Annotated in this window: 16 protein-coding genes; 4 read left to right on the forward strand and 12 right to left on the reverse strand. The window is 68.0% G+C overall.

Annotated features, from left to right (window positions below):
- Window positions 1–119: 119 nt before the first annotated feature.
- The 3 genes from xdhB to uraH all read right to left on the reverse strand — a co-directional run bounded on the left by xdhB (window position 120) and on the right by uraH (window position 4,670).
- Window positions 120–2,465 carry a xanthine dehydrogenase molybdopterin binding subunit gene (gene xdhB / locus C7I84_RS15345; RefSeq protein WP_106773080.1) on the reverse strand — a complete coding sequence of 782 codons (2,346 nt, stop codon included), beginning with the start codon at window positions 2,463–2,465 and terminating at the stop codon, window positions 120–122.
- A 130-nt stretch (window positions 2,466–2,595) separates the two neighbouring features.
- Window positions 2,596–4,071 (reverse strand): xanthine dehydrogenase small subunit, encoded by a 1,476-nt coding sequence (xdhA, locus tag C7I84_RS15350; protein ID WP_106773081.1) that lies wholly within the window; start codon window positions 4,069–4,071, stop codon window positions 2,596–2,598.
- Between the two features lie 233 nt (window positions 4,072–4,304).
- A complete protein-coding gene (uraH, locus tag C7I84_RS15360; RefSeq protein WP_106773082.1) occupies window positions 4,305–4,670 on the reverse strand; it encodes a hydroxyisourate hydrolase in 366 nt (121 codons plus the stop codon).
- Window positions 4,671–4,844: 174 nt separating this feature from the next.
- Here uraH and puuE point away from each other — a divergent pair, with 174 nt between their 5' ends.
- The 4 genes from puuE (at window position 4,845) to C7I84_RS15385 (ending at window position 8,429) form a co-directional block, all read left to right on the forward strand.
- On the forward strand, window positions 4,845–6,287 hold the full coding sequence (puuE, locus tag C7I84_RS15365) for an allantoinase PuuE (protein ID WP_106773083.1): 1,443 nt from the start codon (window positions 4,845–4,847) through the stop codon (window positions 6,285–6,287).
- A 9-nt stretch (window positions 6,288–6,296) separates the two neighbouring features.
- A complete protein-coding gene (locus C7I84_RS15370; protein WP_106773084.1) occupies window positions 6,297–7,130 on the forward strand; it encodes a bifunctional allantoicase/(S)-ureidoglycine aminohydrolase in 834 nt (277 codons plus the stop codon).
- A 202-nt stretch (window positions 7,131–7,332) separates the two neighbouring features.
- Window positions 7,333–7,839: an ureidoglycolate lyase gene (locus C7I84_RS15380; RefSeq protein ID WP_106773086.1), complete on the forward strand. Its 507-nt coding sequence runs from the start codon at window positions 7,333–7,335 to the stop codon at window positions 7,837–7,839.
- Window positions 7,836–8,429, forward strand: a complete 594-nt coding sequence (locus C7I84_RS15385; RefSeq protein ID WP_106773087.1) for a nucleoside deaminase — start codon at window positions 7,836–7,838, stop codon at window positions 8,427–8,429. Before C7I84_RS15380 ends, C7I84_RS15385 begins: the two co-directional genes overlap by 4 nt.
- Before the next feature lie 56 nt (window positions 8,430–8,485).
- On the opposite strand, the gene copM is transcribed toward C7I84_RS15385, so the two are convergent.
- The 9 genes from copM to C7I84_RS15430 all read right to left on the reverse strand — a co-directional run bounded on the left by copM (window position 8,486) and on the right by C7I84_RS15430 (window position 18,183).
- Window positions 8,486–8,869 (reverse strand): CopM family metallochaperone, encoded by a 384-nt coding sequence (gene copM, locus C7I84_RS15390; RefSeq protein ID WP_106773088.1) that lies wholly within the window; start codon window positions 8,867–8,869, stop codon window positions 8,486–8,488.
- Between the two features lie 50 nt (window positions 8,870–8,919).
- Window positions 8,920–9,312 carry a Cu(I)-responsive transcriptional regulator gene (gene cueR, locus C7I84_RS15395; protein WP_106773089.1) on the reverse strand — a complete coding sequence of 131 codons (393 nt, stop codon included), beginning with the start codon at window positions 9,310–9,312 and terminating at the stop codon, window positions 8,920–8,922.
- Between the two features lie 78 nt (window positions 9,313–9,390).
- Window positions 9,391–11,883, reverse strand: a complete 2,493-nt coding sequence (locus C7I84_RS15400) for a heavy metal translocating P-type ATPase (protein WP_245428453.1) — start codon at window positions 11,881–11,883, stop codon at window positions 9,391–9,393.
- 509 nt (window positions 11,884–12,392) lie between these two features.
- Window positions 12,393–14,354: a 3-hydroxyacyl-CoA dehydrogenase NAD-binding domain-containing protein gene (locus C7I84_RS15405; protein WP_106773090.1), complete on the reverse strand. Its 1,962-nt coding sequence runs from the start codon at window positions 14,352–14,354 to the stop codon at window positions 12,393–12,395.
- Between the two features lie 6 nt (window positions 14,355–14,360).
- The gene (locus C7I84_RS15410) at window positions 14,361–14,798 is read right to left on the reverse strand and encodes a RidA family protein (protein ID WP_106773091.1); all 438 of its coding nucleotides are present in this window, start codon (window positions 14,796–14,798) and stop codon (window positions 14,361–14,363) included.
- Entirely contained in the window at window positions 14,795–16,009 is a 1,215-nt protein-coding gene (locus tag C7I84_RS15415; RefSeq protein ID WP_106773092.1) for an acyl-CoA dehydrogenase family protein, read from the reverse strand. Before C7I84_RS15415 ends, C7I84_RS15410 begins: the two co-directional genes overlap by 4 nt.
- Window positions 16,010–16,012: 3 nt before the next feature.
- Window positions 16,013–16,855 carry an enoyl-CoA hydratase family protein gene (locus tag C7I84_RS15420; protein ID WP_106773093.1) on the reverse strand — a complete coding sequence of 281 codons (843 nt, stop codon included), beginning with the start codon at window positions 16,853–16,855 and terminating at the stop codon, window positions 16,013–16,015.
- A 40-nt stretch (window positions 16,856–16,895) separates the two neighbouring features.
- A complete protein-coding gene (locus C7I84_RS15425) occupies window positions 16,896–17,354 on the reverse strand; it encodes a cupin domain-containing protein (protein ID WP_106773094.1) in 459 nt (152 codons plus the stop codon).
- A 49-nt stretch (window positions 17,355–17,403) separates the two neighbouring features.
- Entirely contained in the window at window positions 17,404–18,183 is a 780-nt protein-coding gene (locus C7I84_RS15430; RefSeq protein WP_106773095.1) for an SDR family NAD(P)-dependent oxidoreductase, read from the reverse strand.
- Window positions 18,184–18,203: the final 20 nt, after the last annotated feature.

Here is an 18,203-nt window from a genome sequence, read left to right on the forward strand (position 1 = left end):
GGCGGCCGGCAAATCTCCCCCCTTGCGGGGGAGATGTCCGGCAGGACAGAGGGGGGTGCGACGGAGCGCAAACATCACGAGCAACTATACCAGCATTTCCGCCGATTGACCGGCGGAGCCTACCTTCCCGCCTCCCTCCGCAGCTGCTCGATCGCCATCAGCACGCGCTCCGGCGTGGCGGGGGCGTCGAGGCGCGGGCAGATCCTGTGGTCGGCGACGCTGGCCACCGCGTCCGACAGTGCGTGCAGCACCGACATCGCCAGCATGAAGGGCGGCTCGCCCACCGCCTTGGAGCGGTGGATGGTCGGCTCGTGCGCCTCCGGCCAGTCGGCGAGCCGCACGTTGAATATCTTCGGGCGGTCCGAGGCGAGCGGGATCTTGTAGGTCGACGGCGCGTGGGTGCGGAGCCGGCCCTTGCCGTCCCACCAAAGCTCCTCGGTGGTCAGCCAGCCCATGCCCTGGATGAAACCGCCCTCGATCTGGCCGAGATCGATCGCCCGGTTCAGCGAGCGGCCGGTCTCGTGCAGGATGTCGGTGCGCTCGACCACGTACTCGCCAGTCAGCGTGTCGACCGACACCTCCGAGCAGGAGGCGCCATAGGCGAAGTAATAGAACGGATGGCCTTCGCCTTTGTCACGGTTCCAGTGGATCTTCGGCGTCTTGTAGAAGCCGGCGGCCGACAGCTGGACGCGCGCCATATAGGCCTGCTTGACCAGGTCGGGGAAGGGAATCTCCTGGTTGCCGATCCGCACCCGGTTGGGCAGGAACGCGATCTGGTCGACCGGCACCGAATATTTGTCCGCGGCGAAGTCGGTGAGCCGCTTCCTGATCTGGCGGGCCGCGTCCTGTGCCGCCATGCCGTTCAGGTCCGAGCCGGAGGAGGCGGCGGTGGCCGAGGTGTTCGGCACTTTTGCGGTCGTGGTGGCGGTGATCTTCACCCGGTCGATGTCGATCTGGAATTCTTCCGCCACGACCTGCGCCACCTTGACGTAGAGCCCCTGGCCCATCTCGGTGCCGCCGTGGTTCAGGTGCACGGAGCCGTCGGTGTAGACATGCACCAGCGCGCCCGCCTGGTTGTAGTGGGTGGCGGTGAAGGAGATGCCGAACTTCACCGGCGTCAGCGCCAGGCCGCGCTTGACGATTCGGCTGTGGTTGTTGAAGGCGGCGATCTCGCGGCGGCGGCCGTCGTAGTCGGCGCTCTCCTCCAGTTCCGCGACGATGCGGTGGATGATGTTGTCCTCCACCGTCTGGTGGTAAGGCGTCACGTTGCGCTCACGCGTGCCGTAGAAGTTGAGCTTCCTGACCTCCAGCGGGTCCTTGCCGGTGGCGAAGGCGACCTCGTCGATGATGCGCTCCGCGCCGACCATGCCCTGCGGGCCGCCGAAACCGCGGAAGGCGGTGTTGGAGACGGTGTTGGTGTAGAGCGGCGCGGACTTCGCATGGACGGCCGGCCAGAAATAGGCGTTGTCGCAGTGGAACAGGGCGCGGTCGGTCACCGGGCCTGAGAGGTCGGACGAGAAGCCGCAGCGCGCCGCATAGATGTAGTCGACGCTAAGAATATTGCCTTCATCGTCGAATCCGACGTCGTAGTCGACGACGAAGTCGTGGCGCTTGCCGGTGGCAAGCATGTCGTCGTCGCGGTCGAGCCGGATTTTTACCGCACGGCCGAGCCGCTTGGCGGCTATCGCAGCCAGGGCGGCGAACTGGTTGCCCTGCGTCTCCTTGCCGCCGAAGCCGCCGCCCATCCGCCTAATCTCGACGGTGACCGCGTGGCTCGGCACGCCGAGCGCGTGCGCCACCATGTGCTGCACCTCGCTGGGGTGCTGGGTCGAGCAGTGGACAGTGACGTCGCCGTCCTCGCCGGGCACGGCCAGCGAGATGTGGCCTTCCAGGTAGAAATGATCCTGGCCGCCGACGCGCATGCGTCCCTTCACGCGGCGCGGCGCGGCGGCGATCGTGCCGGCCGCGTCGCCGCGCTTGAGCGTCAGCGGCGGCGTGACGAGCCTGTCCTTCGCCGGATCGAGGTCCCACACGTCGATGACGGCCGGCAGTTCGTCGTACTCGATCCTCGCCAGCCGGCAGGCGCGGCGCGCCTGCTCACGGGTTTCGGCGATCACGCAGAAGATGGGCTGGCCGAAGAACTGCACCGCGCCTTCGGCCAGGATCGGCTCGTCGTGGCGGCCGGTCGGGGAAATGTCGTTCTCGCCGGGCACGTCGGCGGCGGTCAGCACGGCGATGACACCGGGAGCGGTTCCGACGGCGGAGAGGTCGATGCCGCGAATGGTTGCATGTGCAACCGTCGACAGCCCGAGCGCGCCGTGCAGCGTGCCGGCCGGTTCCGGCATGTCGTCGATGTAGATTGCTTCGCCGGTGACGTGCTTGTGGGCGGAATCGTGGCGCTGGTCGGTGTGGACGGCGCCGGCGATCTTTGCGGCCTTGAAGTCGGGTGACGTATGTTTGTTCACTGGTGTGCCCTCCCAGCCTTGCGCTCATTCGCGCTCTGGGGACAGTTTACTTTTTTCCGCTTGCGCGAGATCTCAACTGCCGGAGCCTTTCCGCGGAAAGAAAGTAAACTGTCCCCGGCACTCTTCATCATCACGCAGCGCGTCCGACCTGGACCGGCGCCCTCGTGCCGGTCGTCTCGACGAAGAAGCGGCGGAGCAGGTTCTTCGCCGCCAGCATACGGTATTCCGCGCTGGCGCGCATGTCGGTCAAGGGCGTGAAGTCGGACTCGAAGGCGGCGAGCGCCGCTTCGACCGTCGCTTCCGTCCATGGTTTTCCTTCCAGCGCGGCCTCGACGGCGAGCGCGCGTTTCGGCGTCGCCGCCATGCCGCCGAAGGCGATGCGGATCGACGCCACCGTGCCGTCTTCGGCGAGCCGCAGCCGGAACGCGCCGAGCGTCGATGTGATGTCCTCGTCGCGCCGTTTCGACACCTTGTAGACGGCGAATTTTTCGTCCTTTGCCGGCAGCGGAACGGTGACGCTCTCGACGAATTCGCCGGGCCGCCGGTCCTGCTTGCCGTAGGCGACGAAGAAATCCTCCAGCGGGATGGTCCGGCGCTCCGCGCCCCTGCGCAGCGTGAGCCGTGCGCCCAGCGCGATCAGCGGCGGCGGCGTGTCGCCGATCGGCGAGCCGTTGGCGATGTTGCCGCCGATCGTGCCCATGTTGCGCACCTGCTCGCCGCCGAGGCGGTTCAGCAATGTGCCCATGGTCGGGATGCGGTCCGCGAGCAGCGCGAAGGCCTCGGTGTAGGTGACGCCGGCGCCGATGGTGATGACGCCATCCGCTTCGGAAATGAATTTCAGCTCGTCGATCCCGCCGATGAAGACGACCGGGGAAATCTCGCGCATGAATTTCGTCACCCACAGGCCGACGTCGGTGGAGCCGGCCACCACGGTTGCTTTCGGCTCGGCCTGATAGATCTCGGCGAAATCGTCGAGCGAGGCCGGCACGACGAGGCGTGCCTTGCCCTCGCCGATGTCGACGCGGCGGCCGTCCCTGAGTGTCGTCAGCCTCTTCGCGATCTGCTCGCGCTCGGCGAGCAGCGGGTCCTTCGCCGCCTGGCCGTAATCGGAGATGGCGCGCGCGGCGCGCATGATCGCCTCGTAGCCGGTGCAGCGGCAGAGATTGCCCTGCAGCGCCTTCTCGATCTCGGCATCCGACGGGTTAGGGGAGCGCATCCACAGGCCGTAGAGCGACATGACGAAGCCCGGCGTGCAGAAGCCGCATTGCGAGCCGTGGAAGCCGACCATCGCCTGCTGCACCGGATGCAGCCTGCCGTCCTTGCCCTTCAGATGCTCGATGGTGACGACATGGGTGGCGTCGAGCGAGCCGACGAAGCGGATGCAGGCATTGACGCTCTCATAGACGAGTTTTCCGCCGGAGAGCCGGCCGACCAGCACGGTGCAGGCGCCGCAGTCGCCCTCGGCGCAGCCCTCCTTGGTGCCGCGCAGGCGCTGCTCGAGCCGCAGCCAGTCGAGCAGCGTCTCGTCGGGCGCGACGTCGGAGAGCGCCACGTCCTCTCCATTGAGGATGAAGCGGATTTCGGCGCGGGTTTCTGTCCTTGCCATGGCTCAGCGCCTTTCCAGGGACCAGCGGTATGGGCGGCGCTCCTTCGCACCCCCCTCTGTCCTGCCGGACATCTCCCCCGCAAGGGGGGAGATTGGCAGCTTCGACGACTTCGCATCTTCTGCGAAGTTGGAGATTGGCGAAAGGAAAGCGGCAGGCCAATCTCCCCCCTTGCGGGGGAGATGTCCGGTAGGACAGAGGGGGGTGCGAAGGAGCGCCGGGCTGAACACAACCATCAGCTCCCCCTGTAGGTCGAATAGCCGTAGGGCGAGATCAGCAACGGCACGTGGTAGTGCGTCTGCTCGGCCATGCCGAAGCGGATCGGGACCTGATCCAGAAAGGCCGGCTCCGGCAGCGCCGTGCCCAGGGCGCGCAGATAGTCGCCGGCGGCGAAGACCAGCTCGTATTCGCCGGCGGCGAAGGCGTCGCCTTCCAGGAGCGGGGCGTCGCAGCGGCCGTCCGCATTGGTGACGACCGTCTTCAGATGCGACCGGCGCTCGCCGTCGAGCTTGTAGAGGGAGATCGAGAGCCCGGCCGCCGGCTTTCCGGACGCGGTGTCGAGCACATGGGTGGTCAGCCGCCCGCCTTCTGCCTTCGCCATTCGGCCTCCCTCCGTGGTACGTTCGAACGCGATCCTGGATCGTACATGGATTAAAGGCCATGCCGCGGTCGCAGGGAAGCGGAGCGCCACAAAAAGACTTTCAAATTTTTCGGGGGGATCGGCTTCCCGTGGCATCCGCTATCGTTCAGACAACAAAGAGGAAACGGCCAACCCATGACTCCCAAACGTTATATCCGGGACATGCGCGGCTACGGCGCCAATCCGCCCGATCCGCGCTGGCCGAACGGCGCCTTCGTCGCCGTCCAGTTCGTCGTCAACTACGAGGAGGGCGGCGAGAACTGCCTGCTGCATGGCGACGCCGCCTCGGAGGCGTTCCTGTCGGAGATCACCGGCGCGCAACCGTGGCCCGGCATACGCCACTGGAATATGGAATCGATCTACGAATACGGCGCGCGCGCCGGCTTCTGGCGGCTGCACCGGCTGTTCACGGAGGCGGGCGTGCCGGCTACCTGCTACGGCGTCGCCTCGGCACTCGCCCGCTCGCCCGACCAGGTCGCGGCGATGCAGGAGGCCGGCTGGGAGATCGCCTCGCACGGCCTGAAGTGGATCGACTATCGCGACTATCCGGCCGAGGAGGAGCGCGCCCACATGGCCGAGGCGATCCGCCTGCATGCGGAGGTCACCGGCGAACGGCCGACCGGATGGTATACGGGCCGCACATCGACCAATACGGTGCGGCTGGCGGCGGAGGAGGGCGGTTTCGACTATGTCTCCGACACCTATGACGACGACCTGCCCTACTGGCTCGATCATGACGGCCACGGCACCGCGATCCCACCGCAGCTCATCATCCCCTACACGCTCGACGCCAACGACATGCGCTTCGCCATCTCGGCCGGCTTCACCAATGGCGACCAGTTCTTCGCTTATCTGAAGGACGCCTTCGACGCGCTCTACGCCGAAGGCCAGGCGGGCCGGCCGAAGATGATGTCTATCGGCCTGCATTGCCGACTCGTTGGCCGGCCCGGCCGCGTGCTCGGGCTGAAGCGCTTCATCGACTATGTGAAAGGCCACGAGCGCGTATGGCTGCCGCGGCGCATCGACATTGCCCGCCACTGGCGCGAGACGCACCCCTACCAGGCGCCGGCGCTACGGCCGTCGCGCATGGGCCGTGAGGAGTTCGTGCAAAAATTCGGCGGCATCTTCGAGCATTCGCCCTGGATCGCCGAGCGCGCCTTCGAGCTCGAGCTCGGCGCGGCGCATGACAGCGCCGGCGGCCTCGCCAACGCGCTCTGCCGCGCCTTCCGCTCGGCCTCCGAGGAGGAACGGCTCGGCGTCCTCAAGGCTCACCCCGATCTCGCCGGAAAGCTGGCGCAGGCAAAACGCCTGACGCCGGAATCGGCGAAGGAGCAGGCCTCGGCCGGGCTCGACGCGCTGACCGACGCCGAGCGCGCCCGCTTCACCGAGCTGAACGGCGCCTATATCGAAAAATTCGGCTTTCCCTTCATCATCGCGGTCAAGGGGCGGACCAAGGCGGATATTCTGGCTGCCTTCGAGAGCCGCATCGCCAATAACCGTGCCACGGAATTCGCAACAGCCTGCGGCCAGGTGGAGCGCATCGCGCTTCTCAGGCTGAAGGACATCCTGCCCGCCTGAGGAGCGACCATGACCGCCCGCAGCTATTACGCGCCCAAAGGCGGCCTGCCGCCGCAGACCGACCTGATCACCGACAGGGCCGTGTTCACGCAAGCCTATGTCGTCATCCCGCGCCGCGAGTTCAGCGATATCGTCGCCAGCTACCTGCCGTTCTGGGAGAAGACGCGCGCCTGGGTGATCGCGCGGCCGCTCTCCGGCTTCGCCGAGACGTTCTCGCAATATGTGATGGAGGTGCAGCCCGGCGGCGGCAGCGAGAGGCCGGAGCCGGATGCGGACGCCGAGGGCGTGATCTTCGTGGTCGAAGGCGAAGTGACGGTCACGCTCGGCGGGAAAGCCCATGCGATGGCGCCGGGAGGCTATGCCTTCATCCCGCCCGCCAGTGCCTGGAGCCTGCGCAACACCGGCGGCGCGCCGGCGCGCTTCCACTGGATCCGCAAGGCCTACGAGTTCGTCGACGGCATAGAGCCGCCACAGGCGGTCTTCGCCAACGAGCAGGAGATCGAGCCGGCCGCCATGCCGGATACGGGCGGGCGCTGGGCGACCACGCGTTTCGTCGACCCGACGGACGTCAGGCACGACATGCACGTCACCATCGTCACGTTCGAGCCGGGCGGCGTCATTCCCTTCCCGGAGACGCATGTCATGGAGCACGGCCTCTACGTGCTGGAAGGCAAGGCCGTCTACCGGCTCAACCAGGACTGGGTCGAGGTGGAGGCCGGCGACTTCATGTGGCTGCGCGCCTTCTGCCCGCAGGCCTGCTATGCCGGCGGCCCCGGAAAATTCCGCTACCTGCTCTACAAGGACGTCAACCGGCATGCGAAGCTGGGGGGATTCGGGCGATGATCGCGTTCCTTCGCACCCCCCTCTGTCCTGCCGGACATCTCCCCCGCAAGGGGGGAGATTGGCCGACCGCCTTGATTTCGCCAATCGCCAACGGCGCAGGAACAGCGGCAAGGTCAACGCTGCTGATCTCCCCCCTTGCGGGGGAGATGTCCGGCAGGACAGAGGGGGGTGCGGAGGAACGCGGTTATTCGGAGTCGATCCAATGACCCGCATCATCACCGCCCAACCGCTCACCCGCGAAAACTTCGCCGAGTTCGGCCAGGTCATAGAGATCGGCGGCGACGATCATTTCCCGATCAATGGCGGCAAGGCGGAACGCTTTCACGCGCTGGCGGCGGCGGACGCCGCTGGCCCCGACGCCCGCGTGCTGATCTCGACGGTGCGCGGCACGCCCTACGAATTCCCGCTGAAGCTCGCCATGGTGGAGCGCCATCCGCTCGGCAGCCAGGCCTTCATCCCGCTCGACCGGCGGCCCTTCCTGGTGGTCGTGTGCCATGACGAGGACGGCCGGCCGGGCATGCCGCATGCGTTCCTGACCGCGCCCGGCCAGGGCATCAACTACCCGCGCAATTCGTGGCACGGCGTGCTGACGCCGATCGGCGAGGCGCAGGATTTCGCCATCGTCGACCGCGGCGGCGACGGCAACAATCTGGAGGAATTCTTCTTCGAGGAACCCTACGAAATCCGCCTGCCGGAGGCCGCGCGATGAGCGACGTTTCCCTTATTACCCGCCTGCTCGACGTGATCGAGCACGACATCGTGCCGAAGACCGAAGCGGGCGTGGCGCACGGCAACAAGCTGTTCGGCGCTGCCATCCTGCGCAAGGAGGATCGCGAGCTGGTGCTTGCGGAGACCAACAACGAGACGGAAAATCCGCTCTGGCATGGCGAGATGCATTGCCTGAAGCGCTTCTACGAACTGCCCAAGGCGGACCGGCCGGACACGAAGGACTGCCTGTTCGTCGCGACCCACGAGCCGTGCTCGCTCTGCCTGTCGGCCATCACCTGGACCGGCTTCGACAATTTCTACTACCTGTTCAGCCATGAGGATTCGCGCGACAGCTTTGCCATCCCGCACGATCTGAAGATCTTGAAGGAGGTGTTCACCCTCGATCCCGGCGGCTACCGGGCCGAGAACGCCTATTGGAAGAGCTTTTCCCTCCGCAAGCTGGTGCGCGACCTGCCGGGAGCCGACCGCGCCAGGCTGGAAGCCCGCATTGCCGGCATCGCCAAGATCTATGATGGGCTTTCGGCCGAATACCAGGGCGGCAAGGACGACAACGACATCCCGCTGAACTGAGCTTCCCGACGGGTGCGCCGGCCGAGTTCGAAGAGGTGCGCCCGCGGCGGAACGGCCTATTTCGGCGCGTTGGCCTTCAGCCACGCCTCCATCTGGTCGATCTCCTTCTCCTGCGCGGCGACGATGTCGTGGGCGAGCTTGCGGATCTCGGGGTCCTTGCCATGCGCGATCACCACCTTGGCCATGTCGATCGCCGCCTGGTGGTGCGGGATCATGCCGCGCACGAAGTCGACGTCCGGATTGCCCGAATAGGGCATCTTCGACATGGCCTGATGCATGACGTCCATGGCGCGGCGATAGCCAGCCTCGGCCGCGCCGGCATGGGTGTTGGCTGCCGCGTCGGCGCCGTGGCCGCTGTGGTCGGTCTGGGCGAGCGATGCGCCGGCGACGAAGGCGGCCAGCGTCAGGGCGGACGCGGCGACGAGAATCTTGCGGATCATGGGTGTCCTTTCAGGCTTCGAGTATTCGGTTGGGCCTTTTGCCCGGCACGTCAGTGGCGGTGCCCGGCAAGCCCGTCGATAATGGGGCAGTCCGGCCGGTGGTCGCCGTGGCAGGCCTCGACCAGGTGGCTGAGCGCGGCGCGCAGCTCCGCCAGCTCGGCGAGCTTGCGGTCGATCTCGGCCAGCTTGGTCTCGGCCAGCGCCTTCACCTCGGCGCTTTCCCGCTCCCGGTCGCCGTAGAGCGACAGCAGCTGGCGGCATTCCTCGACCGAGAAGCCGAGGCTGCGCGAGCGCTGCAGGAATTTCAGCCGGTGCACGTCGGCGGTCGAATAGTCGCGGTAGCCGTTGCCGGCCCTGTCCGGCCGAAGCAGGCCGATATCCTCATAGTAGCGGATGGTCTTGGGCGGCAGCCCGGATTTTTCCGCGGCGGTTCCGATGTTCACAGTCAGTCTCCAGTATTCGCTTGCAGCAGGCTAAACCTTCCACCTGCTGGAAGCTCAAGGCCCATATCGGTGCGACGCTCACAGCTTCAAGCCGCGCAGCCGGAGCGCGTTGCCGATCACCGAGACGGAGGACAGGCTCATCGCCGCCGCCGCCAGCATCGGCGACAGGAGCGTGCCGAAGATCGGGTACAGAACGCCCGCCGCGATCGGCACGCCGACGACGTTGTAGACGAAGGCGAAGAACAGGTTCTGGCGGATGTTGCGCAGCGTCGCGCGTGCCAGGCGCCTTGCCCGCACGATGCCGGAGATGTCGCCCTTGAGCAGCGTGATGCCGGCGCTTTCCAGCGCCACGTCGGCGCCCGTGCCCATGGCGATGCCGACATCGGCGGCGGCCAGCGCCGGCGCGTCGTTGACGCCGTCGCCGGCCATGGCCACGCCGGCGCCGCCCCGGCCGCGCAGTTCCTCGACCAGCCGGTGTTTTGCTTCCGGCGTCATGTCGGCGCGCACCTCGTCGATGCCGAGCCTGGCAGCCACCGCCTTCGCCGTGACGGCATTGTCGCCGGTTGCCATGACGATCCTCAGCCCGCTGTCGTGCAGGGCGCGGATCGCATCGGCGGCATTGGCCTTGATCGGGTCGGCCACGGCGACGATGCCGGCCGCCTTGCCGTCGACGGCGACGAACATGGCGGTGCGCCCGTCGGCGCGCAGCCGGTCGGCCCGTTCGGACAGCGCACCGTGATCGGCGCCGATGTCGCCCATCATCGCGGCATTGCCGAGCGCGACGGCGCGGCCATCGACCGTGCCCCTGACGCCCTTGCCGGTGACGGACTCGAAATCCGTCACCTTCTCGACCGTCGTGCCGCGCTCGCGCGCACCCTCGACGATGGCCTCGGCGAGCGGATGCTCGGAACCCTGCTCCAGCGCGGCGGCGAGGGACAGCAACTCCGCCTCGTCAAAACCCTCCGCGGCAACGACATCGGTCAGCTTCGGCCGGCCTTCGGTGAGCGTGCCGGTCTTGTCGACGATGAGGGTGTCGACCTTGGACAGCCGCTCCAGCGCCTCGGCGTCCTTGACCAGCACGCCGGCCTGGGCGCCGCGGCCGGTCGCCGTCATGATCGACATCGGCGTGGCGAGCCCGAGCGCACAGGGGCAGGCGATGATGAGCACCGATACCGCCGCGACGATGGCGTAGACCAGGCTGGGCTGCGGCCCGAACAGCGACCAGGCGACGAAGGCGAGGACCGCGACCAGCACCACCGCCGGCACGAAATAGTAGGAGACGCGGTCGGCGAGGCCCTGGATCGGCGCGCGGCTGCGCTGAGCCTTGGCGACCATCTCGACGATGCGCGACAGCATGGTGTCGGCGCCGACCTTTTCGGCGCGCATCACCAGCGTGCCGTTGCGGTTGAGCGTGCCGCCGGTCAGCGCATCGCCCTTGTCCTTCTCGACCGGCAGCGGCTCGCCGGTGAGCATCGATTCGTCTACCGAGGAGCGCCCGTCCTCGACCACGCCGTCGACCGGCACGCTCTCGCCGGGCCGCACGCGCAGCAGGTCGCCGGCCTGCACCGCGTCGAGCGGCACATCCGTTTCGGCGCCGCCGGCGCCGATCCGCCGGGCGGTTTTCGGCGCGAGGTCGAGCAGGGCGCGGATCGCTGATCCCGTGCGCTCGCGCGCCTTGAGCTCCAGCACCTGGCCGAGGAAGACCAGCGCGACGATCACCGCCGCCGCCTCGAAATAGACCGGCACGGCGCCGCCATGGCCGCGGAACTGGTGCGGGAAAATGTCCGGGAATAGCGTCGCGACGACGCTGTAGAGATAGGCCGCGCCGACGCCGATCGAGATCAGCGTCCACATGTTCGGGCTGCGGTTGAGGACCGACTGCCAGCCGCGGTGGAAGAAGGGCAGCGCCGCCCACAGCACCACGGGCGTGGCCAACACCAGCTCGATCCACACCGCGATGCGCTCGCCCAGCCAGTCGCGCACCGGCAGGCCGAGCATCGGTCCCATGGTGATGACGAGCAGCGGCACCGACAGCGCCGCGCTCACCCAGAAGCGGCGGGTGAAGTCGACCAGCTCCGGGTTCGGGCCTTCCTCGCCGGTCGGCACGCCCATCGGCTCCAGCGCCATGCCGCAGAGCGGGCAGGAGCCCGGTCCGTCGCGCACGATCTCGGGATGCATCGGGCAGGTGTATTTCGTGCCCTTCGGCGCCGGCGGCTCAGGCTGCCTTTCGCCAAGATACTTGTCTGGCGCCGCCTCGAACTTCTCCTTGCAGCCGGCCGAGCAGAAATAATAGCCGCGCCCCTCGTGCCTGACAAAATGCCTGGCGTCGGCGCGCTGCACCGTCATGCCGCAGACCGGATCCTTCGCTTCCAGATAGGCATCGGGATTCGCCTCGAACTTGGCCTTGCAGCCGGCCGAGCAGAAATGGACGGTGCGCCCGCCATGCTCCAGCATCGGCTTGCCGGCTTTGGGATCGACGGTCATGCCGCAGACGGGGTCGCGCAGCACGGCGTGTGCGGCCGGCGCCTTGCCCGCGCAGCAATGATGGTCATGATGATGGTGATGGGCCACGCCGCGTACCTTTCCCTGCTATCTGGGAAGGCAACGTAATGTTTCCAGTCGCTGGAAGGTCAAGGGGACGATTGCCGGAAGATAGACACCCCTCACCGGCCTCCGCTTCGCTCGGCTACCTTCTGCTGCCATTTCAGGATCGGCTCTCTGCTCCGGTGAGCAGTCGGATTTTCTGCATCGGCTTTGACGTCTTCGAGTCCGAGGCCTGGATTCCCGACACTCTCCGCTCGCTTCGCTCGCTCGCGAGGTCGGGAATGACGACAACATGATCCGCCGCCTTCAAGCACCAACCTTGGCGAGTGTCGGAAGCGTCTGTGGATGTCGTCATTCTCGACCTCGTGAGCGAGCGAAGCGAGCGGAGAGTGTCGGGAATCCAAGCCTCGGACTAGAAGACGTCAAAGCCGATAAAGAGCAACCGGATTCATACGGTCGCAGCTATGAAAGCGGCTGACCGAGCGAAGCGGAGGCCGGGTGAGGCGCCGGCTTTGACTGATCACCGGCCCAAATCGCTATTGCGCGTCCGCCGCCGCCAGCCCGGCCTGATACATCGGGCCGCCGCGCCAGGCCGGGTAGCCGTAGCCGTTGATCAGCACCAGGTCGATGTCGGAGGCACGCAGCGCGATGCCCTCGTCGAGGATCTTGCGGCCCTCTTCGACGATCGCCGTCATGATCCGCTCGACGATCTCGTCGGGGCCGAAGCTGCGACGGACATGGCCGCCCTCGCGCGACACCGCTTCGATCAGCGCCGTGACCTCCGGGTCGACCGTCTTGCGGCCGTCGGCATAGGAATAATAACCCTTGCCGGTCTTCTGGCCGAAGCGGCCTGCTTCGCACAGGCGGTCGGCGATAACGACATAGCGCTCCGAAGGATCGCGTGTCGCCGCGTTGCGCTTGCGCCGCGCCCACGAGATGTCCAGCCCGGCGAGGTCGTTGACAGCGTAGGGGCCCATCGGGAAGCCGAACGCCTCCATAGCGGCGTCGATCTCGTGCGGCAGGGCGCCTTCCTCCAGCATGAAGTCGCAATGCTGCCGGTAGACCGTGAAGATGCGGTTGCCGATGAAACCTTCGCAGACGCCGCTGACGACGCCGAGCTTGCCGAGCCGCTTGACCACGGAGAGGCCGGTTGCCAGCACCTCAGGACTGACCGTCGCGGTGCGTACCACCTCGACCAGCCGCATGACGTTTGCCGGCGAAAAGAAGTGCAGGCCGACGAAACGCTGCGGATTGGCGACCACCTCGGCGATCGCGTCGGGATCGAGGTAGCTGGTGTTGGTGGCGAGGATCGCATCGGGCCGCACGATGCCGGAGAGCGCGGAAAACAGCTCCCGCTTGACGTCGAGGTCGTCGAACACCGCCTCGATCACCAGGTCGCTGCCCGACAGCGCGGCTCGGTCGGCGAAGAAGTTCATCCGCCCCAGGCGCTCGGCCTTGCCGGCCGCGTCGATCCGCCCCGACTTGACCATCCGGTCATAGAGGCTCTCGACGCGTGAGCGGCCAGCTTCAGCCGATGGCTGGTCCCGTTCCACGACCGTGACGGAATAGCCGGCATCGGCGAAGGAGACGGCTATGCCCGCCCCCATCAGCCCGGCGCCGACCACGCCGACGTTTCCGATCGCGCGCGGCGCGACGTCCTCCAGGCCGGGAATCTTGCCGGCGGCGCGTTCGGCGGCAAAGACGTAGCGCAGCGCCGCCGCCTGCTCCGAGCCGACGAGCTCCAGGAATTTTGCGCGCTCGCGCGCCAACCCCTCGGACAGACGTAGGTCGGCCGCAAGCCTCACCAGGCGCGCCGCCTCGCCCGGCGAAATCTGGCCGCGCGCCTTCTTGTCCGCCGCGGCGATCTGCGCGGCAGCTTGCTGCTCGTCGAAGGGCCGCACCGGCAGGTCGCCGGTGCGGCGCAGCGGCTTTCCCGCCAGCTCGCGTGCAAAGGCCGTCGCGGCGGCGATCAGCCCGCCCTCGGCGATGCGGTCGATCACGCCGAGTTTTTGCGCCTCGCCGGCGGATATGCGCCGGCCGCTGGCGGCGAGCTCGATGGCGGTCACCATGCCGGCCAGCCGCGGCAGCCGCTGCGTGCCGCCGGCGCCCGGCACGATGCCGAGCTTCACCTCCGGCAGGCCGAACGAAGCGTCTTCGATGGCGATGCGGGCGTGGGCGGCAAGCGCGATCTCGAAACCGCCGCCGAGCGCCGTGCCATGCACGGCGGCAACCACCGGCTTGGCCGAGTTCTCGATCGAAAGCACCACGTCGGGCAGGAAGGGCGGAACCGGCGGCTTGCCGAATTCCCTGACGTCGGCGCCGGCGACGAAGGTTTTTCCGGCGCAGGCGATGACGATCGCCGCAATGGCGGGATCGGCGTTGGCGGTCGCGAGTGTGTCCACCACCCCGGCGCGCACCGCCTGCGATGCGGCATTGACCGGCGGGTTATCGATCAGGATGACGGCGACATCGCCGTCGCGGCTCAGGCTGACGCTCATGCCGGCTCAGTCCGGGACCACGGCGGTGGCCTGGATCTCGACCAGCGCCTCGTCCTCGACCAGGCCGGAGACCTCGACCACGGCCATGGCCGGAAAATTGCGGCCCATCGTCGCCCGGTAGGCGGCGCCGATCTCCTTGAGCGAGGCGGAGTAGACTTTTCGGTCGAGCACGTACCAGGTCAGGGTCGTGACGTGCTCGGGTCCGGCGCCGGCCTCCTGCAGGATCGCGACGATGTTCGCCAGCGCCTGCCGCACCTGGCCGGGCAGGTCGTGCGCCTCGAACCTGCACTGGGCGTTCCAGCCGATCTGCCCGCCGACGAAGACGGTGCGCCCGCGCGCCTCGATGCCGTTGGCGTAGCCGATGGGCTTGGCCCAGCCCTGCGGCTGCAGCACGCGGTGCGGTGTCCCGGCGGGGACGTGGTCGGTCAGTTTGGCTACGGTCATGATGGCTTCCGGTCGGTCGAGGGGGCGGCCGTTACGGCGCGCCCGATGATCAGCTTCTGCACTTCCGTGGCGCCCTCGTAGATGCGCAGCGCCCGGATCTCGCGGTAGAGGCGCTCGGTGATCTCGCCGACGCGCACGCCGCGCCCGCCGAAGAGCTGCAGCGCCTGGTCGATGACCCATTGCGCGTTCTCGGTGGCGGTCAGCTTGGCCATGGCGGCCTCGCGCGTGGTCGGCAGCTTCTGCACGTCGCGGCGCCAGGCGGTGCGGGCGGTCAGCAGCGCCGCCGCGTCGATCGCCGTCGCCATCTCTCCGAGCGTGCTCTGCGCCGTCGGCAGGTCGGCCAGCGTCGCGCCGAACATCTTTCGCGCCCGCGCATGGGCGGCCGCCTCGTCGAGGGCGCGGCGGGCGAAGCCGAGCGCCGCAGCCGCCACCGACGGGCGGAAGATGTCGAGCGTGCGCATGGCGATCTTGAAGCCTTCGCCCGGCGTTCCCAGAAGCTGCGACGCCGGGATGCGGCAGGCGTCGAGGCGGATGCGGGCCAGCGGATGCGGGGCGATGGTCTCGATGCGCTCGGCGATGGTGAAGCCGGGCGTGTCGGCGAACACGACGAAGGCCGATATGCCGCGCGTGCCCGGCGCCTCGCCGGTGCGGGCAAACAGCGTGTAGACGTCGGCGATGCCGCCATTGGAGATGAAGACCTTTTCGCCGTCGAGCACGTAGGCGTCGCCGTCGCGGCGGGCGGCGCAGGCCATGGCGGCAACGTCCGACCCGGCCTCCGGCTCGGTCAGCGCGAAGGCCGCGATCAGCTCGCCTCCGGCGACCCTCGGCAGCACGCGGCTCTTCAGCGCGTCGGAGCCGGACAGGCTGATCGCCCCGGTGCCCAGCCCCTGCATGGCGAAGGCGAAGTCGGCCAGCCCGTCGGCATAGGCCAGCGTCTCGCGGATTGTGCAGAGCGCCCGGCTGTCGATCGCCTCGGAAGCGCCGCCGAACGCCCGCGGCACGCAGTGGCGCAGGATGCCGGCGTCGCCAAGCCGCTTCACCAGCGCCTTGCAGGCGGCATCGGCATCGGCGTGGTCGATGGTGCCGAGGCCGCCGCCGGCGACGAAGCGGTCGAGCTCGCCGGCAAGCCGCCGGTGCTCGTCGTCGAAGAACGGCCAGTCGAGGTGGTCGCGCGCCGGGCCGGCGGCCGGGGCGGAAGAATGCGCCGTCATCGCTCAGTCACCCTTGAAGTCGGGCTTGGCCTTGGCGGCGAACGCCTCGAAGGCGCGGCGGAAGTCGCCGGTGGCCATGCAGATCGCCTGCGCCTGCGCTTCCGACTCGATCATCTCCTCGATGCCCATCGACCATTCCTGGTCGAGCATCTTCTTGGTCATGGAATGGGCGAACCATGGCCCGTCGGCGAGGTTGCCGGCAAAGCGGCGGGTCTCGTCCAGCAGCGCGGCACGATCGTGAAGGCCGTTGTAGAAACCCCAGGCATGGCCTTCGGCTGCCGTCATCACCCGGCCGGTGAACAGCAGCTCGGCGGCTCGGCCCTGGCCGATGATGCGCGGAAGGATGCCGCAGGCGCCCATGTCGGCGCCGGCCAGGCCGACGCGGGTGAACAGGAAGGCGGTTTTCGCTTCCGGCGTGGCGAGGCGATAGTCTGACGCCATCGCCAGGATGGCGCCGGCGCCGGCGCAGATGCCGTCGACGGCCGCAAGAATCGGCTGCGGGCAGGCGCGCATCTGGCGCACGAGGTCGCCGGTCATGCGGGTGAAGGTCAAAAGATCAGGCATCGTCATCCTGGTGAGCGGCTCGATGATCTCGAACACGTCGCCGCCGGACGAGAAGTTGTTGTCCGCGCCGGTCAGCACCACCGTTCGTACATCGCTTGCCCAGCGCAGCGAGCGGAACAGGTCCGCCAGTTCCTCGTAGCTGTCGAAGGTAAGCGGGTTCTTCTTCTCCGGACGGTTCAGCGTGATGGTGGCAACGCGGCCGTCAGCGTCGGTCTCGAAGCCGAAATGCCGCGCCTGATGGCCCTTGAACGGGCGCTTCTTGTCCTGGATCGCGTTGCTCATGCTCATGCCTTTCCGTCCCTGCGAACCCCCGCTATCGCGCTCAGTCGTTGGCCGAGGGCGGCAGGAACTCGACTTCGTGCTCCGCCGAGATCCGCACCACCTCGGCGGGGTCACTGAGGTCGTGCAGCTTCTCGAACAGCTGGTCGAGCATGCGCGTCGGCGACACCCAGAACAGCGCGCGCGCCGGCTTGTCCGACTTGTTGAAATAGCCGTGCGGGATGCCGCGCGGCATGCGTACCAGATCGCCGGCCTTCGCCTTGACCCACTGGCCGTCGAGCTTCAGGTCCAGCTCGCCTTCCTGGACCAGGATGAATTCGTCCTGGGTCGGATGGATGTGGACCGGCACGAACTGGCCGGGCGCGCTGTTGGTCTCGAAAGCGAAGGTCGAGTCGCAGATCGCCTTGGGAAAGTACACCTGCCCAAGAATGTTCCAGGTCGTCTCGCGGTAGCCGGCGCCGTCGCGGGTTATGCCTTTGTCCAGTGTTGCTTCGGTCGTCATGTCCTGCTCCTCCCTCTGGTTTTGCCGTTTTGCGTTTTCGGGCGCGTCGTCAGCCGCTCATGACCTCGCCGCCGGCGACCGGGATCGCCTGGCCGGTGATTGCGGACGACTTCTCCGACACCAGCCACAGCACCGTGTCGGCCACTTCCTGCGGCGTGACCAGGCGGCCCTGCGGATTGACGCGGGCGAGGCTGGCGCGGGCTTCGTCGCGGCTGCGGCCGGTCTTGCCGGCGATGGTTTCGACCGCGCCGGCGATCAGCGGCGTGTCGGTGAAGCCCGGGCAGACCGCGTTGACGGTGACGTCGGTGCGCGCCAGCTCCAGCGCCAGCGCGCGGGTCAGGCCGACCAGCCCGTGCTTGGACGCGCAATAGGCCGACACATAGGCATAGCCGGTCAGTCCGGCGGTGCTGGCGACATTGACGATGCGGCCGTTGCCGGCGCACCGGATCGACGGCAGCAGCGCCTGCGTGACCAGGAAGGCGCCGGTGAGGTTGATGCCGATCACCCGGTTCCACAGGTCGAGGCCGGTCTTGTCGAACGGCGCCGAGGGTGCTTCGCCGGCGCAGTTGACCAGCACGGCGACGCCGCCGCCGGCTTCAAGCGCGCGTGCGACACCCCGCTCCACCGCCCGCGGGTCGGCGACGTCGAAGCCGTCGACGACCGCGCTCGTGCCGCCTGCCACGGCGATCTCGCGGCCTACCTCCTCGAGCGGTCCGGCGCGGCGGCCGGCCAGCGAGACGCGGTGGCCGCTCGCCGCGAGGGCCAGCGCGACCGCCCGGCCGATGCCGCTGCCGGCGCCGGTGACCAGGGCGTGGCGGCCGGCGCTCATCCTGTTGCCCCTGCGCGATT

The organism is Kumtagia ephedrae (assembly GCF_003012745.1).
GTDB classification, from domain to species: domain Bacteria; phylum Pseudomonadota; class Alphaproteobacteria; order Rhizobiales; family Rhizobiaceae; genus Kumtagia; species Kumtagia ephedrae.